Source organism: Nibrella saemangeumensis (assembly GCF_039541915.1).
Taxonomy (GTDB): domain Bacteria; phylum Bacteroidota; class Bacteroidia; order Cytophagales; family Spirosomataceae; genus Nibrella; species Nibrella saemangeumensis.
In genome coordinates this window covers 202,750-223,356 of the sequence record NZ_BAABHD010000012.1, presented here as the reverse complement: position 1 = coordinate 223,356, position 20,607 = coordinate 202,750, and the positions used below count along the sequence as shown (strand labels likewise).

At 54.3% G+C, this 20,607-nt stretch carries 13 protein-coding genes; 7 read left to right on the top strand and 6 right to left on the bottom strand.

The window, feature by feature from the left end; genetic code table 11:
• Positions 1–595 precede the first annotated feature (595 nt).
• Entirely contained in the window at positions 596–1,765 is a 1,170-nt protein-coding gene (locus tag ABD949_RS06260) for an alpha/beta hydrolase family protein (RefSeq protein WP_345241668.1), read from the bottom strand.
• 320 nt (positions 1,766–2,085) lie between these two features.
• Between ABD949_RS06260 and ABD949_RS06255 the strand changes: the two genes are divergently transcribed.
• From ABD949_RS06255 to ABD949_RS06245, 3 genes are all read left to right on the top strand, one after another.
• Entirely contained in the window at positions 2,086–2,520 is a 435-nt protein-coding gene (locus tag ABD949_RS06255) for a YsnF/AvaK domain-containing protein (RefSeq protein WP_345241666.1), read from the top strand.
• A gap of 54 nt (positions 2,521–2,574) precedes the next feature.
• A complete protein-coding gene (locus ABD949_RS06250) occupies positions 2,575–3,774 on the top strand; it encodes a DUF2382 domain-containing protein (protein WP_345241664.1) in 1,200 nt (399 codons plus the stop codon).
• A 223-nt stretch (positions 3,775–3,997) separates the two neighbouring features.
• The gene (locus ABD949_RS06245; RefSeq protein WP_345241662.1) at positions 3,998–4,468 is read left to right on the top strand and encodes a hypothetical protein; all 471 of its coding nucleotides are present in this window, start codon (positions 3,998–4,000) and stop codon (positions 4,466–4,468) included.
• A 114-nt stretch (positions 4,469–4,582) separates the two neighbouring features.
• On the opposite strand, the gene ABD949_RS06240 is transcribed toward ABD949_RS06245, so the two are convergent.
• Positions 4,583–4,930, bottom strand: coding sequence for a hypothetical protein (locus ABD949_RS06240; protein WP_345241660.1), 348 nt, complete (start codon positions 4,928–4,930; stop codon positions 4,583–4,585).
• A gap of 388 nt (positions 4,931–5,318) precedes the next feature.
• Here ABD949_RS06240 and ABD949_RS06235 point away from each other — a divergent pair, with 388 nt between their 5' ends.
• Positions 5,319–5,858 (top strand): hypothetical protein, encoded by a 540-nt coding sequence (locus tag ABD949_RS06235; protein WP_345241658.1) that lies wholly within the window; start codon positions 5,319–5,321, stop codon positions 5,856–5,858.
• Positions 5,859–5,907: 49 nt separating this feature from the next.
• Here ABD949_RS06235 and ABD949_RS06230 read toward each other — a convergent pair whose 3' ends face one another.
• From ABD949_RS06230 to ABD949_RS06215, 4 genes are all read right to left on the bottom strand, one after another.
• Complete coding sequence (locus tag ABD949_RS06230; RefSeq protein WP_345241656.1) at positions 5,908–7,395, bottom strand: flavin-containing monooxygenase; 1,488 nt, start codon at positions 7,393–7,395, stop codon at positions 5,908–5,910.
• Positions 7,396–7,631: 236 nt separating this feature from the next.
• Entirely contained in the window at positions 7,632–9,314 is a 1,683-nt protein-coding gene (locus tag ABD949_RS06225; RefSeq protein ID WP_345241654.1) for a RagB/SusD family nutrient uptake outer membrane protein, read from the bottom strand.
• A 44-nt stretch (positions 9,315–9,358) separates the two neighbouring features.
• Complete coding sequence (locus tag ABD949_RS06220; protein ID WP_345241652.1) at positions 9,359–12,403, bottom strand: SusC/RagA family TonB-linked outer membrane protein; 3,045 nt, start codon at positions 12,401–12,403, stop codon at positions 9,359–9,361.
• 519 nt (positions 12,404–12,922) lie between these two features.
• On the bottom strand, positions 12,923–14,635 hold the full coding sequence (locus ABD949_RS06215) for a glutamine--tRNA ligase/YqeY domain fusion protein (RefSeq protein ID WP_345241672.1): 1,713 nt from the start codon (positions 14,633–14,635) through the stop codon (positions 12,923–12,925).
• Between the two features lie 185 nt (positions 14,636–14,820).
• Between ABD949_RS06215 and ABD949_RS06210 the strand changes: the two genes are divergently transcribed.
• The 3 genes from ABD949_RS06210 to ABD949_RS06200 all read left to right on the top strand — a co-directional run bounded on the left by ABD949_RS06210 (position 14,821) and on the right by ABD949_RS06200 (position 20,594).
• Positions 14,821–16,155, top strand: coding sequence for a TolC family protein (locus ABD949_RS06210; protein ID WP_345241650.1), 1,335 nt, complete (start codon positions 14,821–14,823; stop codon positions 16,153–16,155).
• Positions 16,156–16,193: 38 nt separating this feature from the next.
• Complete coding sequence (locus ABD949_RS06205) at positions 16,194–17,303, top strand: efflux RND transporter periplasmic adaptor subunit (protein WP_345241648.1); 1,110 nt, start codon at positions 16,194–16,196, stop codon at positions 17,301–17,303.
• Positions 17,304–17,393: 90 nt separating this feature from the next.
• Entirely contained in the window at positions 17,394–20,594 is a 3,201-nt protein-coding gene (locus ABD949_RS06200; protein WP_345241646.1) for an efflux RND transporter permease subunit, read from the top strand.
• The last annotated feature ends 13 nt before the right edge of the window (positions 20,595–20,607 follow it).

Genomic DNA, 20,607 nt, shown 5'->3' with positions numbered 1-20,607 from the left:
CGCCGACTCAGCAAAGATTATGAATGTGACTGTTCATCGGCCGAATCCTTTGTGTATCTGGCGAACATTTATCGCATTAGCCGTAAAATTTAAACAGGTTCTAAGCCCAATCGCATCTACCTATTTGGCAGGGAGTATACGGGTGTTGTTCAAGCGAAGGAAATAAATTTTTTATCTAAACACACTATTTTTACAGGTTATACATTAACGTAGAACCAAATGCTTACTATTAGTTACGAGAGTATTATTTGGATCGAGCAAGATCACTACAATTTTCTAATAATCAAATGTAATTTTGATGGCTTTGAGGTTACCTATAACGATTTCGCTACCCAAAATTTCTTATTATATCTATGGGAGGATGAACGAAATGAACGCTGGTACAAGAAAATGAGAGTTATTGAATAACGATAAAAGATATTCAAGCTTTTTACTCGTAGATTTTGCTGGGATTTTTGGCTTCGCGCTTGGTGATAAAAGAGCGGAGGTCGTGCCTTGTAATTCTCTAAAAGGGTAGATTCAGATTGTGTATTGTGTTGGTATTCCCTGCCACCATCCCGGCGTGAGGAGCCGAAGCTACACCAACAGTATCTGACTATTTAAGCAATGATAACACTGCATCGTCGCCCGTCACTGCGCTGGCCGGACGGGGGTGTTCGGCATTGAAGACACTCAGTTCCGTGGGGGAGAGTAGTGTATTGGGGCTTTCGTCGATTTTGTTGTCTTTCAGCACCCGGTTGAGGTCCAGCTTCAGATGTTTGGCCAGGAAGCGGTAAGCGGCTTCGCGCTTGCTGGGGCCGTAGTCGTGGCCTTCGGTCGGCAGGTGTACATTTTCGACCCGGTCTTCGGCTTTGTAATACCGGTAGATGTTCCGGATGTAGGGAAATTCTACGTCGGGGGTGTTCTTGGTCCAATCTTTCCCGTCAGAGACCAGCAGCAGCGGGCGGGGAGCGGCCAGCGCGGCAATCTCGGTGTTGTTGGTCTGGTGCGTAGGCCGCACGTGAATGGGCATACCGCTTTCGCAGACGCAGCCGCCGAAGAAGTGCGCCGACACCATGACTACCGGTACCACCACTTTTACCCGCTGGTCCAAAGCCGCCAGCAAAAACGTTTGGGTGCCGCCACCCGACTCACCCGATACGGCCACGCGGTTGGCGTCAACCTCAGGCAGGCTGGTCAGAAAGTCCAGCGCCCGTATACTGTTGAGCGTTTGCAGCTTCAGGGCTTCCGGCATTTTGTGGTCACACTGTTTGGAGTCGCCGTAGCCAATCATATCGTACACGAATACCACCGCGCCCATGCGGGCCATGGTAGCGCAGCGTTGCTGGGTCTGTTCCACAAAGCGTGCATCCTGTTTAGGCGTATGGCCGTGCGGGCAGAGGATAGCCGCCGTTTTTCCCTTCATGCCCACGGGCCGGTACAGATTCCCTGTCACAAAAAAGCCGGGTACGCTTTCAAACGCTACATTCTCGACCGTATAGCCGTTCATCGTTCGCAGGCTGTGCCGCATCGGCTTCAGCGGTGCAAAGGCCGGCATCTTTTGTAAACCCATGCCGTCGAGAATACCCTGCCGGATCAGCGCAGCCCGTTTCTCCCAACTGGCTTTATCGTGGTGCATCTGTCCGTACTCCTGCAGGGCTTTAGCCCCTTCGGCTTCGGTAAAAAAAGCACCCTGGCGCAGGTCAGGTCGTGCAGGATTGGTTTGGGCCGCTACTATGGTTGACAGGAGTAAGGCAGAAGCCAGTAAGGCGGACCGGACGAGCATAAAAGATCAGGTTTAAGGAACGAGATATACGAGGCAAAGACATAGCAGAATAGAATCTAATCAGAAAGAGAAGCGCAGCGATACCGATATGCAGCTATGTTAAACTTTTGTGAGAAAAAATTATAGTTTATTAATACAGTCGAAGCAGCAAAAGGTATGGTTTTTGCCGGTGTAGCGGCTGTGGAATAATATCCTAGTTGTTCTGTAGGAAATCGGAAACAGGTTTGATGTGTTAATTTAGGTAACTCTCAGAGTATCAGCAACGGTATAGTTATTGATCGATTGGGCGTGTTCAGTCTTCACCTCAAAACCTGTAACGTATGACCGCCGACCACCCCCATAACCTCAATACCTCCGGAAGTGAGGGAACGGACCAATCCAGGATCATACCCGTCATTGAAGAGCAGATTCACATTGGTAAAGATGTTGTGGAAACGGGTCGGGTCGTTATTTCGAAGCGGGTGCGGGAAGAAGAACAAACGGTGGACATACCCCTTGTCAGTGAGGAAATGAATGTGGAGCGAGTTGCCGTTAACCAGTACGTTGATACGCCCCCGGCGGTTCGCTACGAAGGTGAGACCATGATTATTCCGGTTCTGAAAGAAGTACTGGTTGTTGAAAAACGGCTGGTGCTGGTGGAAGAACTGCACGTAACGAAGCGCCAGGTAGAAACCACAGAAACGCAACGGGTTACTCTTCGGAAAGAAGAGGTGACGGTTGACCGCATTCCCCATAACACAACCGACCAGGCATAGGGTATGATTCACAAACAAGCAATCTATTACTCAACTAAAAGACACAAGTAAACCATGGCACAGACCGTAGTCGGCATTTTTGACAATGCCAGCGATGCACAGCACGCAGTAGAAAAACTAGTTGACAAAGGCTATAACCGGAGTGACATTGATATGTCTGCGCAAAGCGACAGCAGCTATTCCGGCGGAACTAATTATTCGGGTACCTCCGATTACTCCGATTCGACCAGTGGGATTCCGGACCGTCACCGTAACACCTCGGGAACCTGGGGTGAAGAAGTAGCAGACGATACCAAAGATACGATTGACCATACCGGCGATCATTTCCGGGATCGGCACAAAAATACAAGCGGTACCTGGGGTGAAGAAGTGGCTGACGATACCAAAGATGTAGGTAGCGGGATCGGCGACTTTTTCCGCTCGCTGTTCGGCGGTAGCGACGATAATGATGATTACAAGAAGTACAATGAAGTAGGTCGTCGCGGTTGCGTGGTAGCCGTTCACGTTAGTTCGATGGATGAAGCCGAACGCGTCGCTGACATTCTGGACGACTGCGGAGCCGTAAACGTTGATGAACGGGCTGGCCAATATTGGAGCGGTTCAACCAGCGGTAGTGATATGACGACCGGCAGCGGCTACACCGCCGGTAGCGGTATGACAACCAATGCCTTTGCCGATACCGACGTGACCAACCGGGATTTTGACCGGACCAACCGGGATTCGGATCATACCGACCGCTCGATTCCAATTATTGAAGAGCAGATGAACGTCGGTAAGCGCGAAGTAGAGACGGGTGGCGCCCGCATCCGGAGTCGGATCGTAGAGCGCCCGGTAGAGGAAAACCTGCGTCTGCGTACCGAACATGTTCATGTAGAGCGCAATCCGGTTGACCGGCCGACGTCTGAATCCGATCTGAACACGTTCAAAGAAGAGCAGATCGAATTAACCGAGCGGGCTGAAGTTCCGGTTGTGAACAAAGAAGCACGGGTGGTTGAAGAAGTCCGGCTGACCAAGGATGTTGAAGAACGCCAGGAAACCGTGCGGGATACGGTTCGGAAGACTGAAGTGGATGTGGATCAGATTCCAGGGAAAGATACCCGGTGGACGGATGATGCCAACCGGACAACGGATTCGTACCGGTCGGGAGATACCTACAATACGGGTACGTCTGATGACACCTTCCGGTCGGATGATATTACCAAAAGGGATGATACGTACCGGGACGATACCAATCGCCGGACGGATAATTTCTAAACCAGGCTGAAGCCCCTGACCAAAAGCGGTAGTCTCCAAAAGGGGCTACCGCTTTTCTGTTGAAGGAAAACGTCAGTCGCGCCGGCTTACCGGGTACTCAATACATACGGGTATCGGTTTTCTACGACTGAGACAGGCATCCCGACGAGTGGGGCGTTTGGTGATTGTTGGCGGAGCAACGGCGGGGTACCTTTGCTTCCGAAACAAAAACACGATTCACACCATGAAAAAATTAGTTGTACTCCTGTTTGTCGCCCTGTCGCTGGGCGCGTGTAAAGAAACCACCCCAATTGATCCGCAGCCTGAACCAGCGCCGGAGAAACCGGCCGCGACCAACGTAATCGGTTCCTACAAAATAAGTTCCTTCCGGTTTGCCAACAAGAGCGTGGAGCTGAGCCTGCCGACGCTCCCAATGGTGCAGGGCGGTAAAACGGTGGCATCCGGCACGGTTGTGCTTAAGCAGTACAAAACCAAACAAGTCGATTTGCTCTTCTCCCTGAAACGGGAAGGCTACGAGGACATCGACTTTACGCTGGATGCGCTAGATGTGAAAGCCGTCGGTAAAGTGTACGGCATATATCTCGAAGGCGACCACATCGCCGATGCCGACGGCAGCAACATTATTTTTGATATGAGCGATTATGATCAGCGGACAAAGGAGAGGATTACCCTCACGTTTGTTGCTAAAAAGTAAAAACTCTCTCCATCAGTGCCGGCAATGGCCGGCATTTTTTGTTGATAGCCCAGCCGGTAAAAAAAGAAGGCGGCCGGATTCCCGGTCGCCTTCGTGGAGAGTTGAATGGTGGGATTAGAATAATTCTACATCATAGCACTGATTGGCTTCCGTATCGAGGTCAACTTCAATGGTCTGACCGTTGGCGGCCCGGAACTCGCAATAGTGGCTGCCTGGCTCTACCGTAGCCACGGGTGATTTGGTATCGCTGCAGCCAGGAGCGTCATCGGTTATTCTTGAGAGCGTACCGATTTTTCTGCCGTCTACGTAGCAATCAACCTTAATGTTCTTGACGGCGTCGTTGCTTGTCCAGAACACGATCTTACTGATCTTCTGCGGTTCGGGATCATTGTTGTGCTTACACGAGACGATGCTGGCTGCCAGCAGGCTCACATACAGCAGTTGCCGGGATAACGTTTTCATTTTCTTTCTGTGTGTGGTGTGGAAAAGTAACGCTACAAAGTTGTCGCAGAACCCGGTAAAACAAAACAGGCAGGCGTTCCAGGTGGTAAAACGGCCTGACGAACCGACAGATTTACCGGCTGAACCGTGTCGGCCGGCTACGAAGATCGGCTGGTAGACACCTTTAGGGTGGCCGGCTGGAGGGGTATTTAAAGTTCCAGCAGGAATGTGAATTATACTCATCCATAAATTGTTTTATACCAGGAAAGCCAAAGTAACTACCGGGTATTTGTATTCTGCCGGTTTTTTGTTTTAAAAAACAAACAATAGCAGCGATATAATTTGTATTTGCCGCTTTGCGTTTTAACTTGCTGTAAAAGAGTTGTACCGTAACTTTAACTGAATAGTGATGAAGAATATAGAAATAAACCTGGATGCGCTGATCCGTTACCGGATTACGCCGTCGCAGTATGTTTTCCTGTTTCTGACCCATGGCCGGCAGTATGCCGCTTTGTATAAATACGGACAGGAAGGCAATGGGTTTTCGGCGGAGGAGATTCAGGACCTGATTGACCGCGGTTTTATCATCGATCTGAACAAAGACGGGTATTATTACGTCGATTTCTTTGTGGTGACCGATGAAGTAGGGAAAGACCTTTTCGAAACCGACCGGGAGAAAGCCGGGCTGGAGTTCTGGAATGCCTACCCGGTCCAACTCCGCGACCCCGATACTGGCCAGATCTATTCGCTGGTGAAGACTAATAAGCAGCGCTTTCTGGCGGATTACTTTCTACGGATCGGCCACTCCGACGAAAAGCACCAGCAGGTCATGGAAGCCCTGTACTACGCCGTTGATAAAGGCATGATCGATATGACCATCCGCCAGTGGTTCGACTCTGAGCAGTGGACCCTGATCCTGGAACTGAAAGGGATGCAGCAGGCCGCGTAGGCTTTAGCCTGCTGCCAGCCCCGGTCCTTCGGCACCCCATTTGTTCGGCTCATGGCATGACGCCTTTTTGACCGAAATGCAATACGCCGTCGTTGATACGACCAAAGCGGATGGTAAGCATATCCTGTAAATAGTTCTGGTGTACCCGCCACGGCCGCCGTGAGCCCTGCCGGGGAAGTATATCCTGAGCGCGCTGTACGTAGCCGGAGTTTATGTTCAGAAACGGCTCCGGTTGCACGTCGGCTTCCCGGCGGGGTACGGCAATGGCGTGGCCGTGGCGGTCCATGTAGTTGAGCAGCCGGCATATGTAGCCTGCGGTCAGGTCCGTCTTCAGCGTCCATGAGGCATTTGTGTAACCAAAGGCAATGGCCAGATTAGGCACATCGCTGAGCATCATTCCCTTATAAGCCATCAACTGATTGGGCTGGAGAGGCTGACCGTCGACCGTCACCTGTATACCACCCAATAGCTTAATCTTCAGGCCCGTTGCCAGGACCACAATATCGGTCGGAAGCTCCTGCCCCGACCTGAGCCGCAGCCCATTGGCTGTAAAGTGGTCTATTTCGTCGGTAACCACCGATGCCCGCCCTGCGCGAATAGCCTCAAACAAGTCGCCGTCCGGCACAATACAAAGTCGTTGATCCCAGGGCTTGTAACGGGGGTTGAAGTGGGTATGCACGTCATGGCCGGGACCAAGCTGGTCGGCCGCCAGTTTCATAATTCGCTTCCGGGTTTGTCGGGGGAGGCTCCGGGCTAACCGGTACATGAGCATACTAAGGGTCAGGTTCTTCCAGCGGGTAATGCCATACGCCACGCGCTCGGGCAGAAACCGCCGGAGTCCCTGGGCAATCACATCCTGTCCCGGCAGGGTAATGATGTACGTAGGCGAGCGCTGCAGCATGGTCACGTGCGCGGCCGACTCCGCCATGGCGGGTACCAGGGTCACCGCCGTGGCTCCACTACCGACCACCACGATCCGCTTACCCGAGTAATCCAGGTCTTTGGGCCAGAACTGCGGTAACACAACCTGCCCCTGGAATTCCTGCTCCCCGGCGAACGCAGGCCGGTAAGCCTCCTCGTAGCTGTAGTACCCACTGCACATGTACAGGAACCGGGTACGTACGGTATGGCGCGTACCTGTGGACCGATGCTCCGCTTCTACCTGCCAGCAGGCCTCCTGACTCGACCAGGCAGCGCTGACCACCTTATAACCAAAATGGATGTGCTGAGTAATGCCGTTTTCGTGAGCCGTTTCCTCGATGTATTGCCGGATGGAGGGGCCATCGGCAATGGCCCTGGGGTTTCTCCAGGGTTTGAACGCGTAGCCCAGCGTATGCATATCGGAATCGGACCGAATGCCGGGGTATCGAAAAAAATCCCAGGTACCCCCAAGTGTATCACGGGCTTCCAGAATGGCGTATAGTTTAGTGGGGCACTTTTTTTGCAGCCAGTAAGCGGTACCGATACCGGATAAGCCGGCCCCCACAATCAGCACATCAAGCGGTTTATCATCGAGGGCGAATAAAGCAGTAGACATGGCACTGAAAACGCTGGAACAGAATGATGCCAAAGGGCTGGATCACCGTTGGACCGACAAGATACAATGCCAACGTTTAAAGTATAGCGTTGCGTTTGCCGGTTTCGGAGAAATTACTCCTGATTGGCTACCTGGTTGAGTTCTTCTATACCAGCGGATGATACAAAAAGAAACCGGCACACAGGATGCGTGCCGGTTTTTGGAGAGGAAGATTTAATTAAAATTGATTGACCGGCTTAGTTGTAGCCGGGGTTTTGTTTGAACTCATCCTTGTTGGTGACCGCATCCAACTGGAGCTGCGGAATCGGGCGCACCAGGTGGAATTCTTTGATATTGGCTTTGGCATCCGGGTTGTATTTCTGCACGTACTCAACCAGCTTGCCCGTCCGCTTCAGATCATACCAGCGGATCTGCTCGCCGGCCAGTTCGCGGGCGCGTTCGTCCAGAATAAAATCGATGGATAGATCGGCGGCTGTTATCTTCATGGCTTCTTCCTTGCCCGCAATGGCCCGCTTCGTGCGTAACGTATTAACATACTGAACGGCTTCGGCCGGGTTGGTTTTCATCAGGGCTTCGGCGGCAATCAGGTACAGCTCGGAAAGACGGATCACAAACGCATCCCGGGGACTCCACTCCTGATTGGCCGTCAGGCGCGTCGGGTCCATGAACTTCTTCAACTGAATATACTGCGAACGAACCAGCGGTGTACCATCTTCTTTGTACATGGCCTTCCGGTCGAAGATCTTGTACCGGCCGCTGGCCCGTGCGATCTGACTGGCGGTGGCATTGTTTTTCAGGAAGTAGATCGAGGTGTCGCCCAGGCTCATCTGCGGATAGCCGGTAACACTACCTGCTTTCAGGTTGGGGATATTGGCTTTCCACACGGTCTGGAAACTGCCAGCATACCGCTGGTCGGCGTTTTGGTTATACAGGTCCAGCAGCCGGAGCGTCGGCATAAACCGCTGAAACGGCCGGCCATAAGCCACAGAACGTTCCATGCCCGGCTGCTTGTCGTACACCATAATAAAGTACAGGTGGCCGTTGTTGCCTTTGCCTGCGGTGGCATCATAGTCGCCGTTCATGGTATCGTCGCTGGTGTAGTTGACGTAATAAACTACTTCCGAGTTTGAACCGCCTTCGCTGTTCTTCATGTCCCATAGCGAAGCAAAATCGCTGAAGAGTGCATACCGGCCACTGTTGATGACGTCCCTGGCCAGCGTAGCCGCTTCGGCGTAAAGGGCGGTATTGTTGGTCTGACTGGCGCGGGTCAGGGCCAGCCGGGCCTTAAGCGCCTTCGCCACATCCTGCGTAATGCGCCCGTCGGTTGATTTTCTGGCCGGCAGGCTGGCAATGGCTGCGTCGAGGTCCGCAAAAATGACCTTGTAAAAATCGTCGACCGACGAACGCTGGGCGGTAGTCACCACGCCAATGGTCGGCTTGGTGTACAGCACCACCCCACCCCAGGTCTCGGCGATCAGCGACAGGTACAGGGCCCGTAAAAATCTGGTTTCGCCATCGTACTGCTTATTCAGACTTTCGCTCAGCAGCGGGCTGGGCAACAGCGAAATAGCCGTGTTGGTGACGTTCAGCGCTTTGTACAGGTGAACCCAGTAATCTTTCAGGTTGGTCTGTGCTCCGTTCAGATCCACCGAATAATCGGAGATCTGGTTGGCCTTGTTGTCGCCACCGCGCAGATACAGGTCAGTCCCTGATTCGGTAAAGCCAAACGGGTGTTCTTTGCCGTACCACAGCCGTGTTCCCGAATAACTGGCATTGACGGCACTGGTGATACCCAGTTCGGTTTTGTAGAACGGATCTTCCGTCAGGCCGCTCTTGTTGGTTTCGGAGAGAAAATCCTCGCAGGATGTCAGCCCCAGGGCAAACACCAGCATGACTAAGGTAATTAGGTTGGTCTTCATCGAATGTCTTGTTTTATAGGGAGGGGAATCACTGCCTGTTTCGATTAGAAGCTAGCGTTGACACCGAAGATCAGTTGCTTATACAAGGGGAAACTCAGATCACCACCACGCTCGGGATCGTAATCCTTAAGGTTGCTGAACACAAACTGGTTTTGTGCCGTGCCGTAAACCCGCAACTTGCCAACCCCGATTTTGCTGGATAATGCTTTCGGCAGGTTATAACCCAGCGATATATCCCGGATCTTCAGGAACGAGCCGTCTACGTAGCCAAGCGTCGACTGGAACAGGTAGTTGTTGGTCGAATACGAGCTGTTCGGACGGGGGAAGGCATTAGTCGGGTTTTCGGGTGTCCAGTAGTCCACGTTCGACGCATTTTCCAGGGCACTGGGCTTGTAGGCCGTGTTGTATTCGTAGTTGAGAAACTGCCCCATCCGCCCGTACACAAAGACACTCAGGTCGAAGTTCTGAAACTCAAAGGAGTTGTTGACCCCGAACGTGAACTTCGGCACACGGGAGAAGGTCGTACGGTCGCCCGGATCAATTTTGCCGTTGCCGTTCAGGTCGGCTACCTTAACGTCGCCCGGCTTGTAGCCGCCCATGGCTTTGGCGGCTTCTTCTTCGCCTAGTTGCCAGATACCAATCTTTTTGTAATCGTAGAACACGCGGGTAGGGGAGCCCACAAACCAGCTGTTGGCCTCGTTGCGGGTTACGCCGTTGTTCAGGGCGACGATCTTTTCACGGTTCAGGGAGACGGTCCAGTCGGTCGACCATTTCAGGGCCGGGCTGGCGATGTTCTGCGTGGTCAGCGTCAGCTCAACGCCTTTGTTCTGCGTCTGGCCGATGTTTTCCATTACTTCCGTGTAGCCGGTTGCCGGTGGCAGCAGGCTGGGCAGCAGCAGATCGGTGGTGCGCGACAGGTACATATCCAGGCTACCGGCAATCCGGTTGTTCAGCAGGCCGAAGTCGATACCCGCGTTGTACGTTGCGGTGGTTTCCCAGGTCAGGTTCGGGTTCGGAATGACGCTGGGCCAGTAGCCGTAAGCCGCCGTGGTGCCAAACGCATAGGCCGAGAGGGACAGTCCGCCCAGGGTAGCGTATGGATCAATAGCACTGTTGCCGGATTTACCCCAGCTCGCCCGCACTTTCAGGTCGCTGAACAGGTTCGAGTTCTGCATGAACGGCTCTTCTACAACGCGCCAGGCGGCCGATACCGACGGGAAGTACCCCCATTTGTGGCCCTGTGCCAGTACCGAGGAGCCATCCGTCCGCAGGGATGCCTGCAGGCTATAGCGATCCATGAATTTATAATTGACCCGCCCGAAGAACGAGGCTATGCGCGTCTGCCGTAACCGGCTGGCAATGGCCTTCGAGGCTGTGTTGGAGTTCAGGTCATAGAAGCCGGTGATGGGAGACGCCTGGTTGTTGCCGGCCGTGGTAAACTCTTCGTAATTGGTGCCGAGCGTACTGGTACCCAGTAACCCCTGCAGACTGTGATTGCCAACCGTCTTGTTGTAGTTCAGCGTGTTCTCCCAGGTATAGTTAAAGGTGTTGTTGAGGTTAACGCCCGACGTTGAGTTTCTGCCGACGTTAGCCAGGGTATTGTGCCCCCGGTAATACCCGTTGCGGTAATCCCGGATGTCTAGACCGATGGTTGATTTGAAGAGCAGACCTTCGTAAAGGTTAACGTCAAGGTAGGCAGACGAGAACAGGCGCTTATCAACAATATTGTTGACAAACACGCCCGGCTGCTCGTCGGCCAGCGGATTAAACTGCGCACTGTAGCCCGGAGCCGGGTAGATGTTTAGTTTGCCGTTGTCATCAAAAGCTTTGGCAATGGGCAGGATTTTATTGGCCATGTTCAGCGGGTTGTCCCGCTTGTCCTGGTTCTTGAAGGTATAGATCGCGTTGACGCCCACCTTGAAGCGGCTGGAGATTTTGTGGTCGACGCTTACCTTGCCGTTCACCCGCCGGAACACATCGTCCAGCAACAGCCCTCTGTCGCGCTGATACCCGCCGGATACGGAGAAGGCCGTCTTCTCATTGCCGCCCGTCAGGTTAACTTCGTAGTTCTGCAGCAGCCCGTTGTGGAACACGTAGCGTTGCCAGTCTTCAAACTGCCGGTTCTGTAAGTAGTCTAGTTCGGTTACCTGGAAAATGTCTTTGTCGGCCCTGTACACGTCCCCGTTGGTAGTGCGATAGGCTTCCCGCTTCAGTTGGGCATACTCGTCGCCGTTCATCATCCGGGGGTATTTGCCTTTCTGGTAGCTGGATACGTAGGCGTTGAATGAGAGGGTCGACCGGCCGCCTGTCGAGCCTTTTTTGGTGGTAATGATAATGACCCCGTTGGCACCCCGCGTTCCGTAGATGGCTGTCGAGGCAATATCTTTCAGCACTTCGACCGACTCAATATCTGTCGGGTTAATATCGACAAACGAGCCGTACTGGATACCATCTACCAGCACCAGCGGCTGGTTATCGGCCCGCAGCGATCGGTTACCGCGCAGCACGATGCTGACGCTGGAACCCGGCTGGCCCGAGTTTTGGGTAATGTCCAGACCCGCTACTTTACCCTGGAGGGAACGCAGGGCGTTGGTACTCGGGATAGCGAGCAGCTCTTTCGTTTTTACTGACGTGATAGCGCCGGTAACGTCGCTCTTTTTCATGGTGCCGTAGCCGACTACTACCACTTCCTGCAGCGCTTTGGTATCGGTCTCCAGCCTGATGTCAATGACAGAGCGGTTGCTCACCGCAACTTCCTGGCTTTTATAGCCTACAAACGAGTAGACGAGGGTACCGTTTCCGTCAGGTATCGTCAGTTTGTAGGAACCGTCGGCCGCCGAACTGGTACCGGTGGTGGTGCCTTTCAATACAATACTGACCCCTGGTATAGGCTGGTTGGTGTCGTCGATTACTTTACCCGTGATGGCAAACACGCCCAGGTTGTTCAGCGTACGGGGCTTCGAGGCAAGGGGATCAGCGGTGGCGGCTGTGTTTCGGGCCAGCAGAACCGGGGCTGTATCGCTGCCCTGCGCATACCCCGACAGGGCCAGCAGACAGAACGCGGAGGTTGTCTGTAAAAGTTTTAGCATCTGCATAAATGATTTGCAATGGGTTAAAGGGTGGAGAACATCTGGTTGCTTTGGCTAGGGTATTGTTGAAAAACCCTGACAAAAAATTATACTTTTTCGAGATTGTCTGTTCAGTCCGATGACCTGTTCAGCGCTAACTACCTGAAAAGGTTCTCTTAATAGCCGGAGAATACCTAGCAAGCAGGGAAGTTTATTTACGCAATCGTTACCGGGAACGATGCCAAAGTTGACAAAAGCCAGGCTATACCAGACATATGGTAAGCTTCATGCCGTATGTAGCTGAAGGTGAGTATAAAAGGAGAGGTCGTGATAAATGGTAATTTTCCGAGAATTCTCTGGGGCAAATGAATGGCCCACCCTGTTTTGAACAGCGTACCCTATACGTATCCCAAAACAAAAGGGGCCGACCCATGCCGACCCCTTTTTATAACGATATATGATAAAACTCTCCAACACCCCAACCGGAGGTACTCTTATAATCCAGTCTCTCACAATTCGATGGGACCGGTTAGTTCAGAATTACGACTTCTTCTGCTCCTTAGCCCAGCTATCCTTTAGCGTTACCGTCCGGTTAAAGACGAGCTTGTCGGCGGTTGAATCTGCATCGAGGCAGAAGTAGCCCTTGCGCATGAACTGAATCCGGCCTTCCTGCGCATCGGTTTTGATGTTCTTCAGCGAAGGCTCCACCAGTCCGCGCACCACCTGCAGGGAGTTTGGATTAATGAATTCTTTGAAGTCCCCATCTTCGGCTGATGGGTCCTCAACGGTCAGCAGCCGGTCGTACAGCCGGACTTCGGCTTCTACGGCGTGGGGTACCGATACCCAGTGGATGGTCCCTTTTACATTAATGCCCGAGGTATCGGAGCCGGAGCGGCTTTCAGGAATATAGGTGCAGCGGAGTTCGGTTACCTCGCCGGCATCATCCTTTACCACTTCGTCGCATTTGATGATATAGGCTCCTTTCAGACGCACCATACCACCGGGGAACAGCCGGAAGAATTTCTTCGGCGGGTTCTCCATAAAATCTTCCCGCTCGATCCAGACCTCGCGGCTGAACGGCACCTCACGCTCGCCGGCAGCCGGATCTTCAGGGTTGTTCTCAATCTTCAGGATCTCGTTTTTGTCTTCCGGGTAGTTGGTGAGGACTACCTTCAGCGGCTTCTCGTCCAGCACGGCCATGACGCGGGGAGCGGTTTTGTTCAGTTCCTCGCGGATACAGAACTCCAACAGCCCTACATCGATGAGGTTCTCCCGCCGGGCAATACCGATGCGGTCGCAGAACTCCCGGATGGCTGAAGGCGTATAGCCCCGGCGACGCAGCCCGGAGATCGTCGGCATGCGCGGATCATCCCAGCCGGTAACGTGGCCTTCGTTGACCAGTTGCAGCAGTTTCCGCTTACTCATCACCGTATAGGTCAGGTTCAGTCGGGCAAACTCGATTTGCTGCGAGGGGAAGATCGCCAGTTTCTCGATAAACCAGTCGTACAGCGGCCGGTGAACCACAAACTCCAGCGTACAGAGCGAGTGGGTAATGTGCTCGATGGCGTCGGACTGCCCGTGGGCAAAGTCATACATCGGGTAAATGCACCATTTGTCGCCGGTGCGGTGGTGATGCGCGTGTTTGATGCGGTACATCAGCGGGTCGCGCAGGTGCATATTGGGCGAGGCCATATCCACTTTAGCCCGCAACACCTTGGCACCGTCCGGGAACTCACCCGCTTTCATCCGCCGGAACAGGTCCAGATTCTCCTCCACGGAGCGGTCGCGGAATGGGCTGTTTTTGCCGGGTTCGGTAGGGGTTCCCTTTTGGGCGGCAATCTGTTCGGCGGTGGAGTCGTCGACATACGCCAGCCCCGCCTGAATCAGCTTCTCGGCAAATTCGTAGAGCTGATCGAAATAATCGGAAGCATAAAATTCATTTTCCCACTCGAAGCCCAGCCAGCGCACGTCGGCTTTGATGGAGTCAACATACTCCACATCTTCCGTAACGGGGTTGGTATCATCAAAGCGGAGGTTGGTCTGTCCGCCGTACTTATCCGCCAGCCCGAAGTTGAGGCAGATGGATTTGGCGTGACCGATATGCAGGTAGCCGTTCGGTTCGGGCGGAAAGCGCGTATGGACGCGGCCGCCGTTTTTGCCGCCGGCAATGTCTTCTTCAACTAGTTGTTCAATAAAATTCAGCGAGCGTTCTTCCGGCGCTCGTTCTCCGGATTCTTTAGGGGCTTCCGTCATGAGTAACGTCACAGGTTGTAGTACCGCGAAATTACGGGGATTGGGTGGCAATGACAAATGACGCAGGATAAGTCTTTATGTGTATTAACATCATTCTTTTTGAACAAAGTGGCTAAGTTTCGTAGTTTGCAGAAGACACACCGTTGGTTACTCTGTCAGGATCTGTACGGTGACCAAACCCCATTATGAGACACTGCGTTTTTATCTTGGCGCTCCTGCGGATACTGACCACGTTAACCTACGCACAAACGCCCGCCCCGCCCCTGAACGAGCCGGCCGATCTCACCGAATGTATCCAGTACGCCCTGCAAAACCAGCCGAACGTGCGCCGGGCGCTGATCGACCAGGAGATTACGGAGCGGACGGTACGCAGTGCCCTGGCCGCCTGGTATCCGCAGATCGGTTTCGGCTACAACCTCCAGCATTTTCTGAAACTGCCCGTTACGCTCATTCCCGACCAGGCCACCGGCGAACGGCGGCCGGTAGCCCTGGGGGCCAGAAACACGTCGGCGTTTCAGTTCACCCTCAACCAGAACATTTTTAGCCGCGATCTGCTGTTAGCCAACCGCACGGCGGAGGTATATCGGGCGCAGGCTACGCAGACCACCGCCAGCAACAAAATTGATGTGGTGGTCAACGTCAGCCGCGCTTTTTACGACCTGATTACGACCCAGTGGCAGGTTACGATTCTGGACCAGGATATTGCCCGGCTGCTGCGCAGTCAGCAGGACACCCGCAACCAGTACGAGAGCGGGCTGGTCGACAAAACGGATGTGCAGCGGGCAACCATCGCCCTGAACAACGCCAGGGCGCAGCTTAAGCAATACCGGGAGCAGGTGGGCAGCAAATACCAGACCCTGAAGCAGTTTATGGGCTACCCACCCACGGCCGGTCTGGCGGTGGAATACGATACCCTGCAACTGGCAAACGAGGTCCTGCTGGATACCAGCCAGGTGGTGAATCCGCAGAACCGGATCGAGTACCAGTTGCTGCAAACGCAGGGGCAGTTGCTGGATGCCAACGTGCTCTATAACAAACAGGCGTACCTGCCTACGGTGGCGGCTATTGCCAATTACAATTTCCTGTACCAGAACAATGATTTTTCACAACTGTATTCACGGAGCTTTCCGAATTCATTGATTGGGGTGACCCTGGGCGTACCGATTTTTCAGGGTGGGCGCCGGGTGCAGGAAATCCGGCGGGCCGAGTTGCAGGTCCGACGGTTGCAGTGGGATCTGGCGGCCCTGACCAGCGCCGTTGATGCCGAGTACGCCCAGGCGCTGGCCGATTACAAGGGCAATCTGGCTAATTACAACGCCCTGCGCGAAAACCTGCTGCTGGCCCAGGATGTGTACCGCATTTTAAGTTTGCAGTATCGGGCTGGCATCAAAGCGTATCTTGATGTGGTGATTGCGGAAGCGGATTTGCGCACCGCACGATTATCGGTTTACAACGCCTTGTATCAGGTGCTGGCGAGTAAGCTTGAAGTGCAGCGGGCGCTGGGGACTATACGGTTCTAGTTATTCTGGTTAATTGTTGAGTGAAAAGAAATTGGCTGATGAATATGTGTATTAAAGCACTGGGGTTATGGGGGATCATCCTGTTGCTGACGGGCTGTGGCGATAAAAAAGCCGGGCAGCAACAGCAGGGACCTCCGCCCCCCACGCCCGTTACGGCGGTGAAAGCGAGCCGGGAAAATGCGGTTTACTTCGATCAGTTTCCGGCCAACGTTACAGCCGTGAAAGAGGTTGAGTTGCGGCCGCAGGTAGCCGGCTACATCACAGGTATGCACTTTCAGGAGGGGAGCCGGGTGCGCCGGGGGCAGAAGCTGTACTCCATCGACCAGCAGCAGTACCAGGCGTCTTACGACCAGGCCATTGCCAACCTGAACGCAACGAAAGCTAATCTGGTACGGGCGCAAAAAGATGCCGAGCGGTATAATACCCTGGCGCAGCAGGATGCCGTTGCGCGGCAGCTGGTCGACAACGCCCAAGCCACGCTGGCGTCGGCGGAGCAGCAGGTAGCGGCCGCCCAGGCAAACGTCCGGCAGGTGCAGACGACCCTGCGCTACACCACCATTTACGCGCCCTTCGACGGCACCATCGGGATCTCGCAGGTCCGGCTTGGCGCGGCCGTAACACCCGGTCAGACCTTGCTGAACACCATTTCGTCGGACGACCCGATTGCCGTGGATATTTCCGTTGATGAATCCCAGATATCCCGCTTTACCCAGTTGCAGCGCCGGCCGGCCGCTCCGCGTGATTCCCTCTTTACGCTGGAATTGCCGAATGGTAACCTGTACTCTTACCCCGGTACCATCCAGACCATCGACCGGGCCGTTGATCCGCAGACGGGTACGCTCCGCGTGCGGCTGAACTTCCCCAATCCGGAAGGTCAGTTAAAGGCAGGCCTGAACGGCAACGTGCGGGTAAAGAACAATACCGGCAGTCAGCAACTGCTGATTCCGTACAAGGCCGTGACCGAGCAGATGAGCGAATATTTTGTGTATGTAGTGGGCGACAGCAGCAAGGTGACGCAGAAAAAAGTTACCCTGGGTACCCGCATCAGCGATAAGGTCATCGTCAAAGACGGCCTGACCGAAGGCGACCTGGTCGTCACCGAAGGCACGCAGAAGATTCGGGAGGGAGCGGTGGTGAAGGTAAATTAAAAATGAGTGTTTGAATGAATGAGTGATTGAGTGATTTACCGGTATGCCATCACTCAATCATTCAATCACTCATTCACTCAATAAATAGATATGTTCACTAAACTATTCATCGAACGCCCGGTATCGGCTATTGTACTGTCCATCGTGATTGTGGCGCTGGGCCTGCTGTCTATGCTGGGATTGCCGGTCAGCCAGTACCCCAACATTACCCCGCCGGTGGTGCAGGTTACGGCTTCGTACATCGGGGCCGATGCGCAGACGGTGGAGCAGACCGTGGCGACGCCCATTGAAACGCAGGTAAATGGTACCCCCGGCATGAGCTATGTGCAGACTAACGCCACCAACGACGGCCGCATGAGCATGAACGTGACCTTCGACGTGGGGACGGATGTGAACATTGCCGCCCTCGACGTGCAGAACCGCGTGGGCATTGCGCAGCCGCAGTTGCCGGAGGAGGTGAACCGACTGGGCGTTACGGTGCGGAAGCGGAACCCCTCGCTGTTTATGCTGGTGGCCATCTATTCACCCAAGGGCACCCACAATGTATCGTTCCTGGACAACTACGCCAACATCTACATCCGCGATGCCCTGCTGCGGGTTCAGGGGGTGGGTGATATTTTCAGCCGGGCCGATGATTTCAGTATGCGCATCTGGCTCAAACCTGACCGGCTGGCCCAACTCGGCCTCACCGCCGACGAAGTTACGGCCGCTCTGCAGGAACAAAACCTGCAGATAGCGGGCGGTTCCATCGGTGGACCTCCGCAGCCCCAGTCGCAGGCGTTCGAATACACGGTTTTTACCAACAGCCGGCTCAGTTCGGAAGAAGAGTTTCGCAACATCATTGTCCGGAGCGATCCGTCCCGTGGTTCACTGGTCTACCTGAAAGACGTAGCGCGGGTGCAGTTAGGTAAGTTCTCCTACACCAGCAACTCGTTTGTCGACGGCAACCGGGCGGCCTATCTGCTGCTCTACCAGTTGCCGGGCAGCAATGCGCTGGCAACGGCCAAAGGCGTGTATGCCGCCATGGAGGAGTTGAAAAAAACGTTTCCGAACGATGTGGCGTATGTAGTTCCGTTTGAATCGGTATCGGTGATTCAGGTGTCGATCAGCGAGGTAGTCAAAACCCTGCTGGAGGCCATCGCGCTGGTGATTCTGGTGGTCTTTCTGTTTCTGCAAAGCTGGCGGGCAACCCTGATAACGCTGTTAGCCATACCCGTTTCCATCATCGGTACGTTTGCGGTGTTCACCCCACTCGGTTTTACCATCAACACCCTGACCCTGTTTGGCTTCGTGCTGGCCATTGGTATTGTGGTGGATGACGCCATTGTGGTGGTAGAAGCGGTGCAGAAGAACATCGACGACGGTATGTCCAACAAAGAAGCCACCCTGAACGCCATGCAGCAGATTGCGGCACCGGTGGTAGCGACATCGCTCATTCTGGCGGCCGTGTTTGTGCCGGTCGGATTTATCCCCGGCATTGTCGGGCGGCTGTACCAGCAGTTTGCCATCACCATCGCCGTATCGGTTTTGCTGTCGACGCTGGTGGCCTTGTCCTTGACACCGGCACTTTGTATGCTGCTGCTGAAGCCGATGCACTTTAGCGAAAAGTCGATGGGTCTGAACGGGTTCTTTTACCGGTTCAATAACTGGTTCGGGCGGGTGACCGATTCGTATTCTAACAGTGTTAAGCGGCTCATCCGGCGGACTCCGCACGTGGTAATCGGGCTGGTGGTTCTCTACGTCGGAACGGTTTTTTTGTTCCAGGCCAAGCCAACGGGTTTTATCCCGACGGAGGACGAAGGCCGGATCTTTGTTACCTACGAGATTCCGGAAGCCGCTTCTACCTCCCGCAGTCTGGAGGTGCTGAACCGGATGATGACGATTCTGAAACAGCAGCCGTATGTCAGTCACTTCTCCGCCCTGGGCGGTCTGAACGTCATAACGTTTGCCTCTAAATCAAACAGCGGCACTATCTTCATTCAGCTCACACCCTGGAGCGAACGGAAAGATCCCGGTATGGTGGCCGACTCTCTGGTTGGCAAACTGCAGCGGGCGTTTGCGGGCCTGTATGACGCCAGGGTACAGGTTGTTCAGCCACCGGCTATTCCTGGTCTGGGGCAAAGCTCGGGCTTTACGATCCAGATCCAGCAGCGTCAGACCAACGACGATGTGCGGGCGTTTGATGCCGTAGTGCAGAATTTCCAGGCCGAGGCCATGAAGCGACCCGAAATCGGCCGGATCTTTTCGTATTTCACCGCCAAAAGTCCGGCGTACCGCGTCGAGGTAGACCGGGAAAAGGCTAAAAAGCTGGGTATCTCCGTCAGCAATGCCTACCGAACGCTGCAAACCTACCTGGGCAGTCAGTACGTGAATGACTTCATCATCTACGGCCGCAAATTCCGCGTGGTGGCGCAGGCCGACACGAATTACCGGAGCGATGTGCAGAATGTAGGGCAGTTTTACGTCCGCAACCAGTCCGGGCAAATGCTCCCCCTGAGTACCGTAATTACCACCCGTGTCATTGAAAACGCACCGTTGATCTCGCATTTTAACCTGTTCCGCTCGGTTGAACTCAACGGCGGTGCCAAAGAAGGATATAGTAGCGGGCAGGCCATTGAGGCCCTGCGCGAGGTAGCCGTAAAAGCCCTGCCGGCCGGCTACTCGTACGATTTTTCGGGATTGAGCCGGGAAGAAATCAACGCGGGCAACAGTTCGACGTACATTTTTGCGCTGAGCATCGGCTTCGTCTTTCTGTTCCTGGCGGCTCTGTACGAGAGCTGGTCCATTCCGTTTTCGGTGCTGCTGTCGGTGCCTACGGGTGCCCTGGGTGCCATTCTGACCCTGCTGCTGTTTCCGTACCTGAGCAACAACGTATACGCACAGATCGGACTCATTACCCTCATTGGACTGGCCGCCAAAAACGCCATTCTGATTGTAGAATACGCCAAAGAGCGCGTGGACAGTGGAGAGGATTTGCTGGAAGCGACTATTGAAGCCGTCCGGCTGCGGCTACGCCCGATCCTGATGACCTCGCTGGCATTTATCCTCGGCGTGATTCCGCTGGCCCTGGCCGGTGGGGCCGGAGCCGTAGCCCGGATGACCATTGGCCGCACCGTTTTCGGGGGTATGCTGGCCGCTACCTCGCTGGCCATTTTCGTAGTGCCGGTGCTTTACGTGGGCATTACCCGGCTCGCCTACGGCAAAAAAGGACTGGCCGAATTACGGAAGCGGGCGGAGGAGCGAAAGCCCGCGAACCAGCCGGAACCTCAGCCCCAGACTGTCGATAAATAAGCGGCAGTGGCTT

Bases quoted from the DNA above. Each gene is read 5' to 3' on its own strand.
- ABD949_RS06260 (WP_345241668.1), bottom strand. From the start codon at position 1,765: ATGCTCGTCCGGTCCGCCTTACTGGCTTCTGCCTTACTCCTGTCAACC.
- ABD949_RS06255 (WP_345241666.1), top strand. From the start codon at position 2,086: ATGACCGCCGACCACCCCCATAACCTCAATACCTCCGGAAGTGAGGGA.
- ABD949_RS06250 (WP_345241664.1), top strand. From the start codon at position 2,575: ATGGCACAGACCGTAGTCGGCATTTTTGACAATGCCAGCGATGCACAG.
- ABD949_RS06245 (WP_345241662.1), top strand. From the start codon at position 3,998: ATGAAAAAATTAGTTGTACTCCTGTTTGTCGCCCTGTCGCTGGGCGCG.
- ABD949_RS06240 (WP_345241660.1), bottom strand. From the start codon at position 4,930: ATGAAAACGTTATCCCGGCAACTGCTGTATGTGAGCCTGCTGGCAGCC.
- ABD949_RS06235 (WP_345241658.1), top strand. From the start codon at position 5,319: ATGAAGAATATAGAAATAAACCTGGATGCGCTGATCCGTTACCGGATT.
- ABD949_RS06230 (WP_345241656.1), bottom strand. From the start codon at position 7,395: ATGTCTACTGCTTTATTCGCCCTCGATGATAAACCGCTTGATGTGCTG.
- ABD949_RS06225 (WP_345241654.1), bottom strand. From the start codon at position 9,314: ATGAAGACCAACCTAATTACCTTAGTCATGCTGGTGTTTGCCCTGGGG.
- ABD949_RS06220 (WP_345241652.1), bottom strand. From the start codon at position 12,403: ATGCTAAAACTTTTACAGACAACCTCCGCGTTCTGTCTGCTGGCCCTG.
- ABD949_RS06215 (WP_345241672.1), bottom strand. From the start codon at position 14,635: ATGACGGAAGCCCCTAAAGAATCCGGAGAACGAGCGCCGGAAGAACGC.
- ABD949_RS06210 (WP_345241650.1), top strand. From the start codon at position 14,821: ATGAGACACTGCGTTTTTATCTTGGCGCTCCTGCGGATACTGACCACG.
- ABD949_RS06205 (WP_345241648.1), top strand. From the start codon at position 16,194: ATGAATATGTGTATTAAAGCACTGGGGTTATGGGGGATCATCCTGTTG.
- ABD949_RS06200 (WP_345241646.1), top strand. From the start codon at position 17,394: ATGTTCACTAAACTATTCATCGAACGCCCGGTATCGGCTATTGTACTG.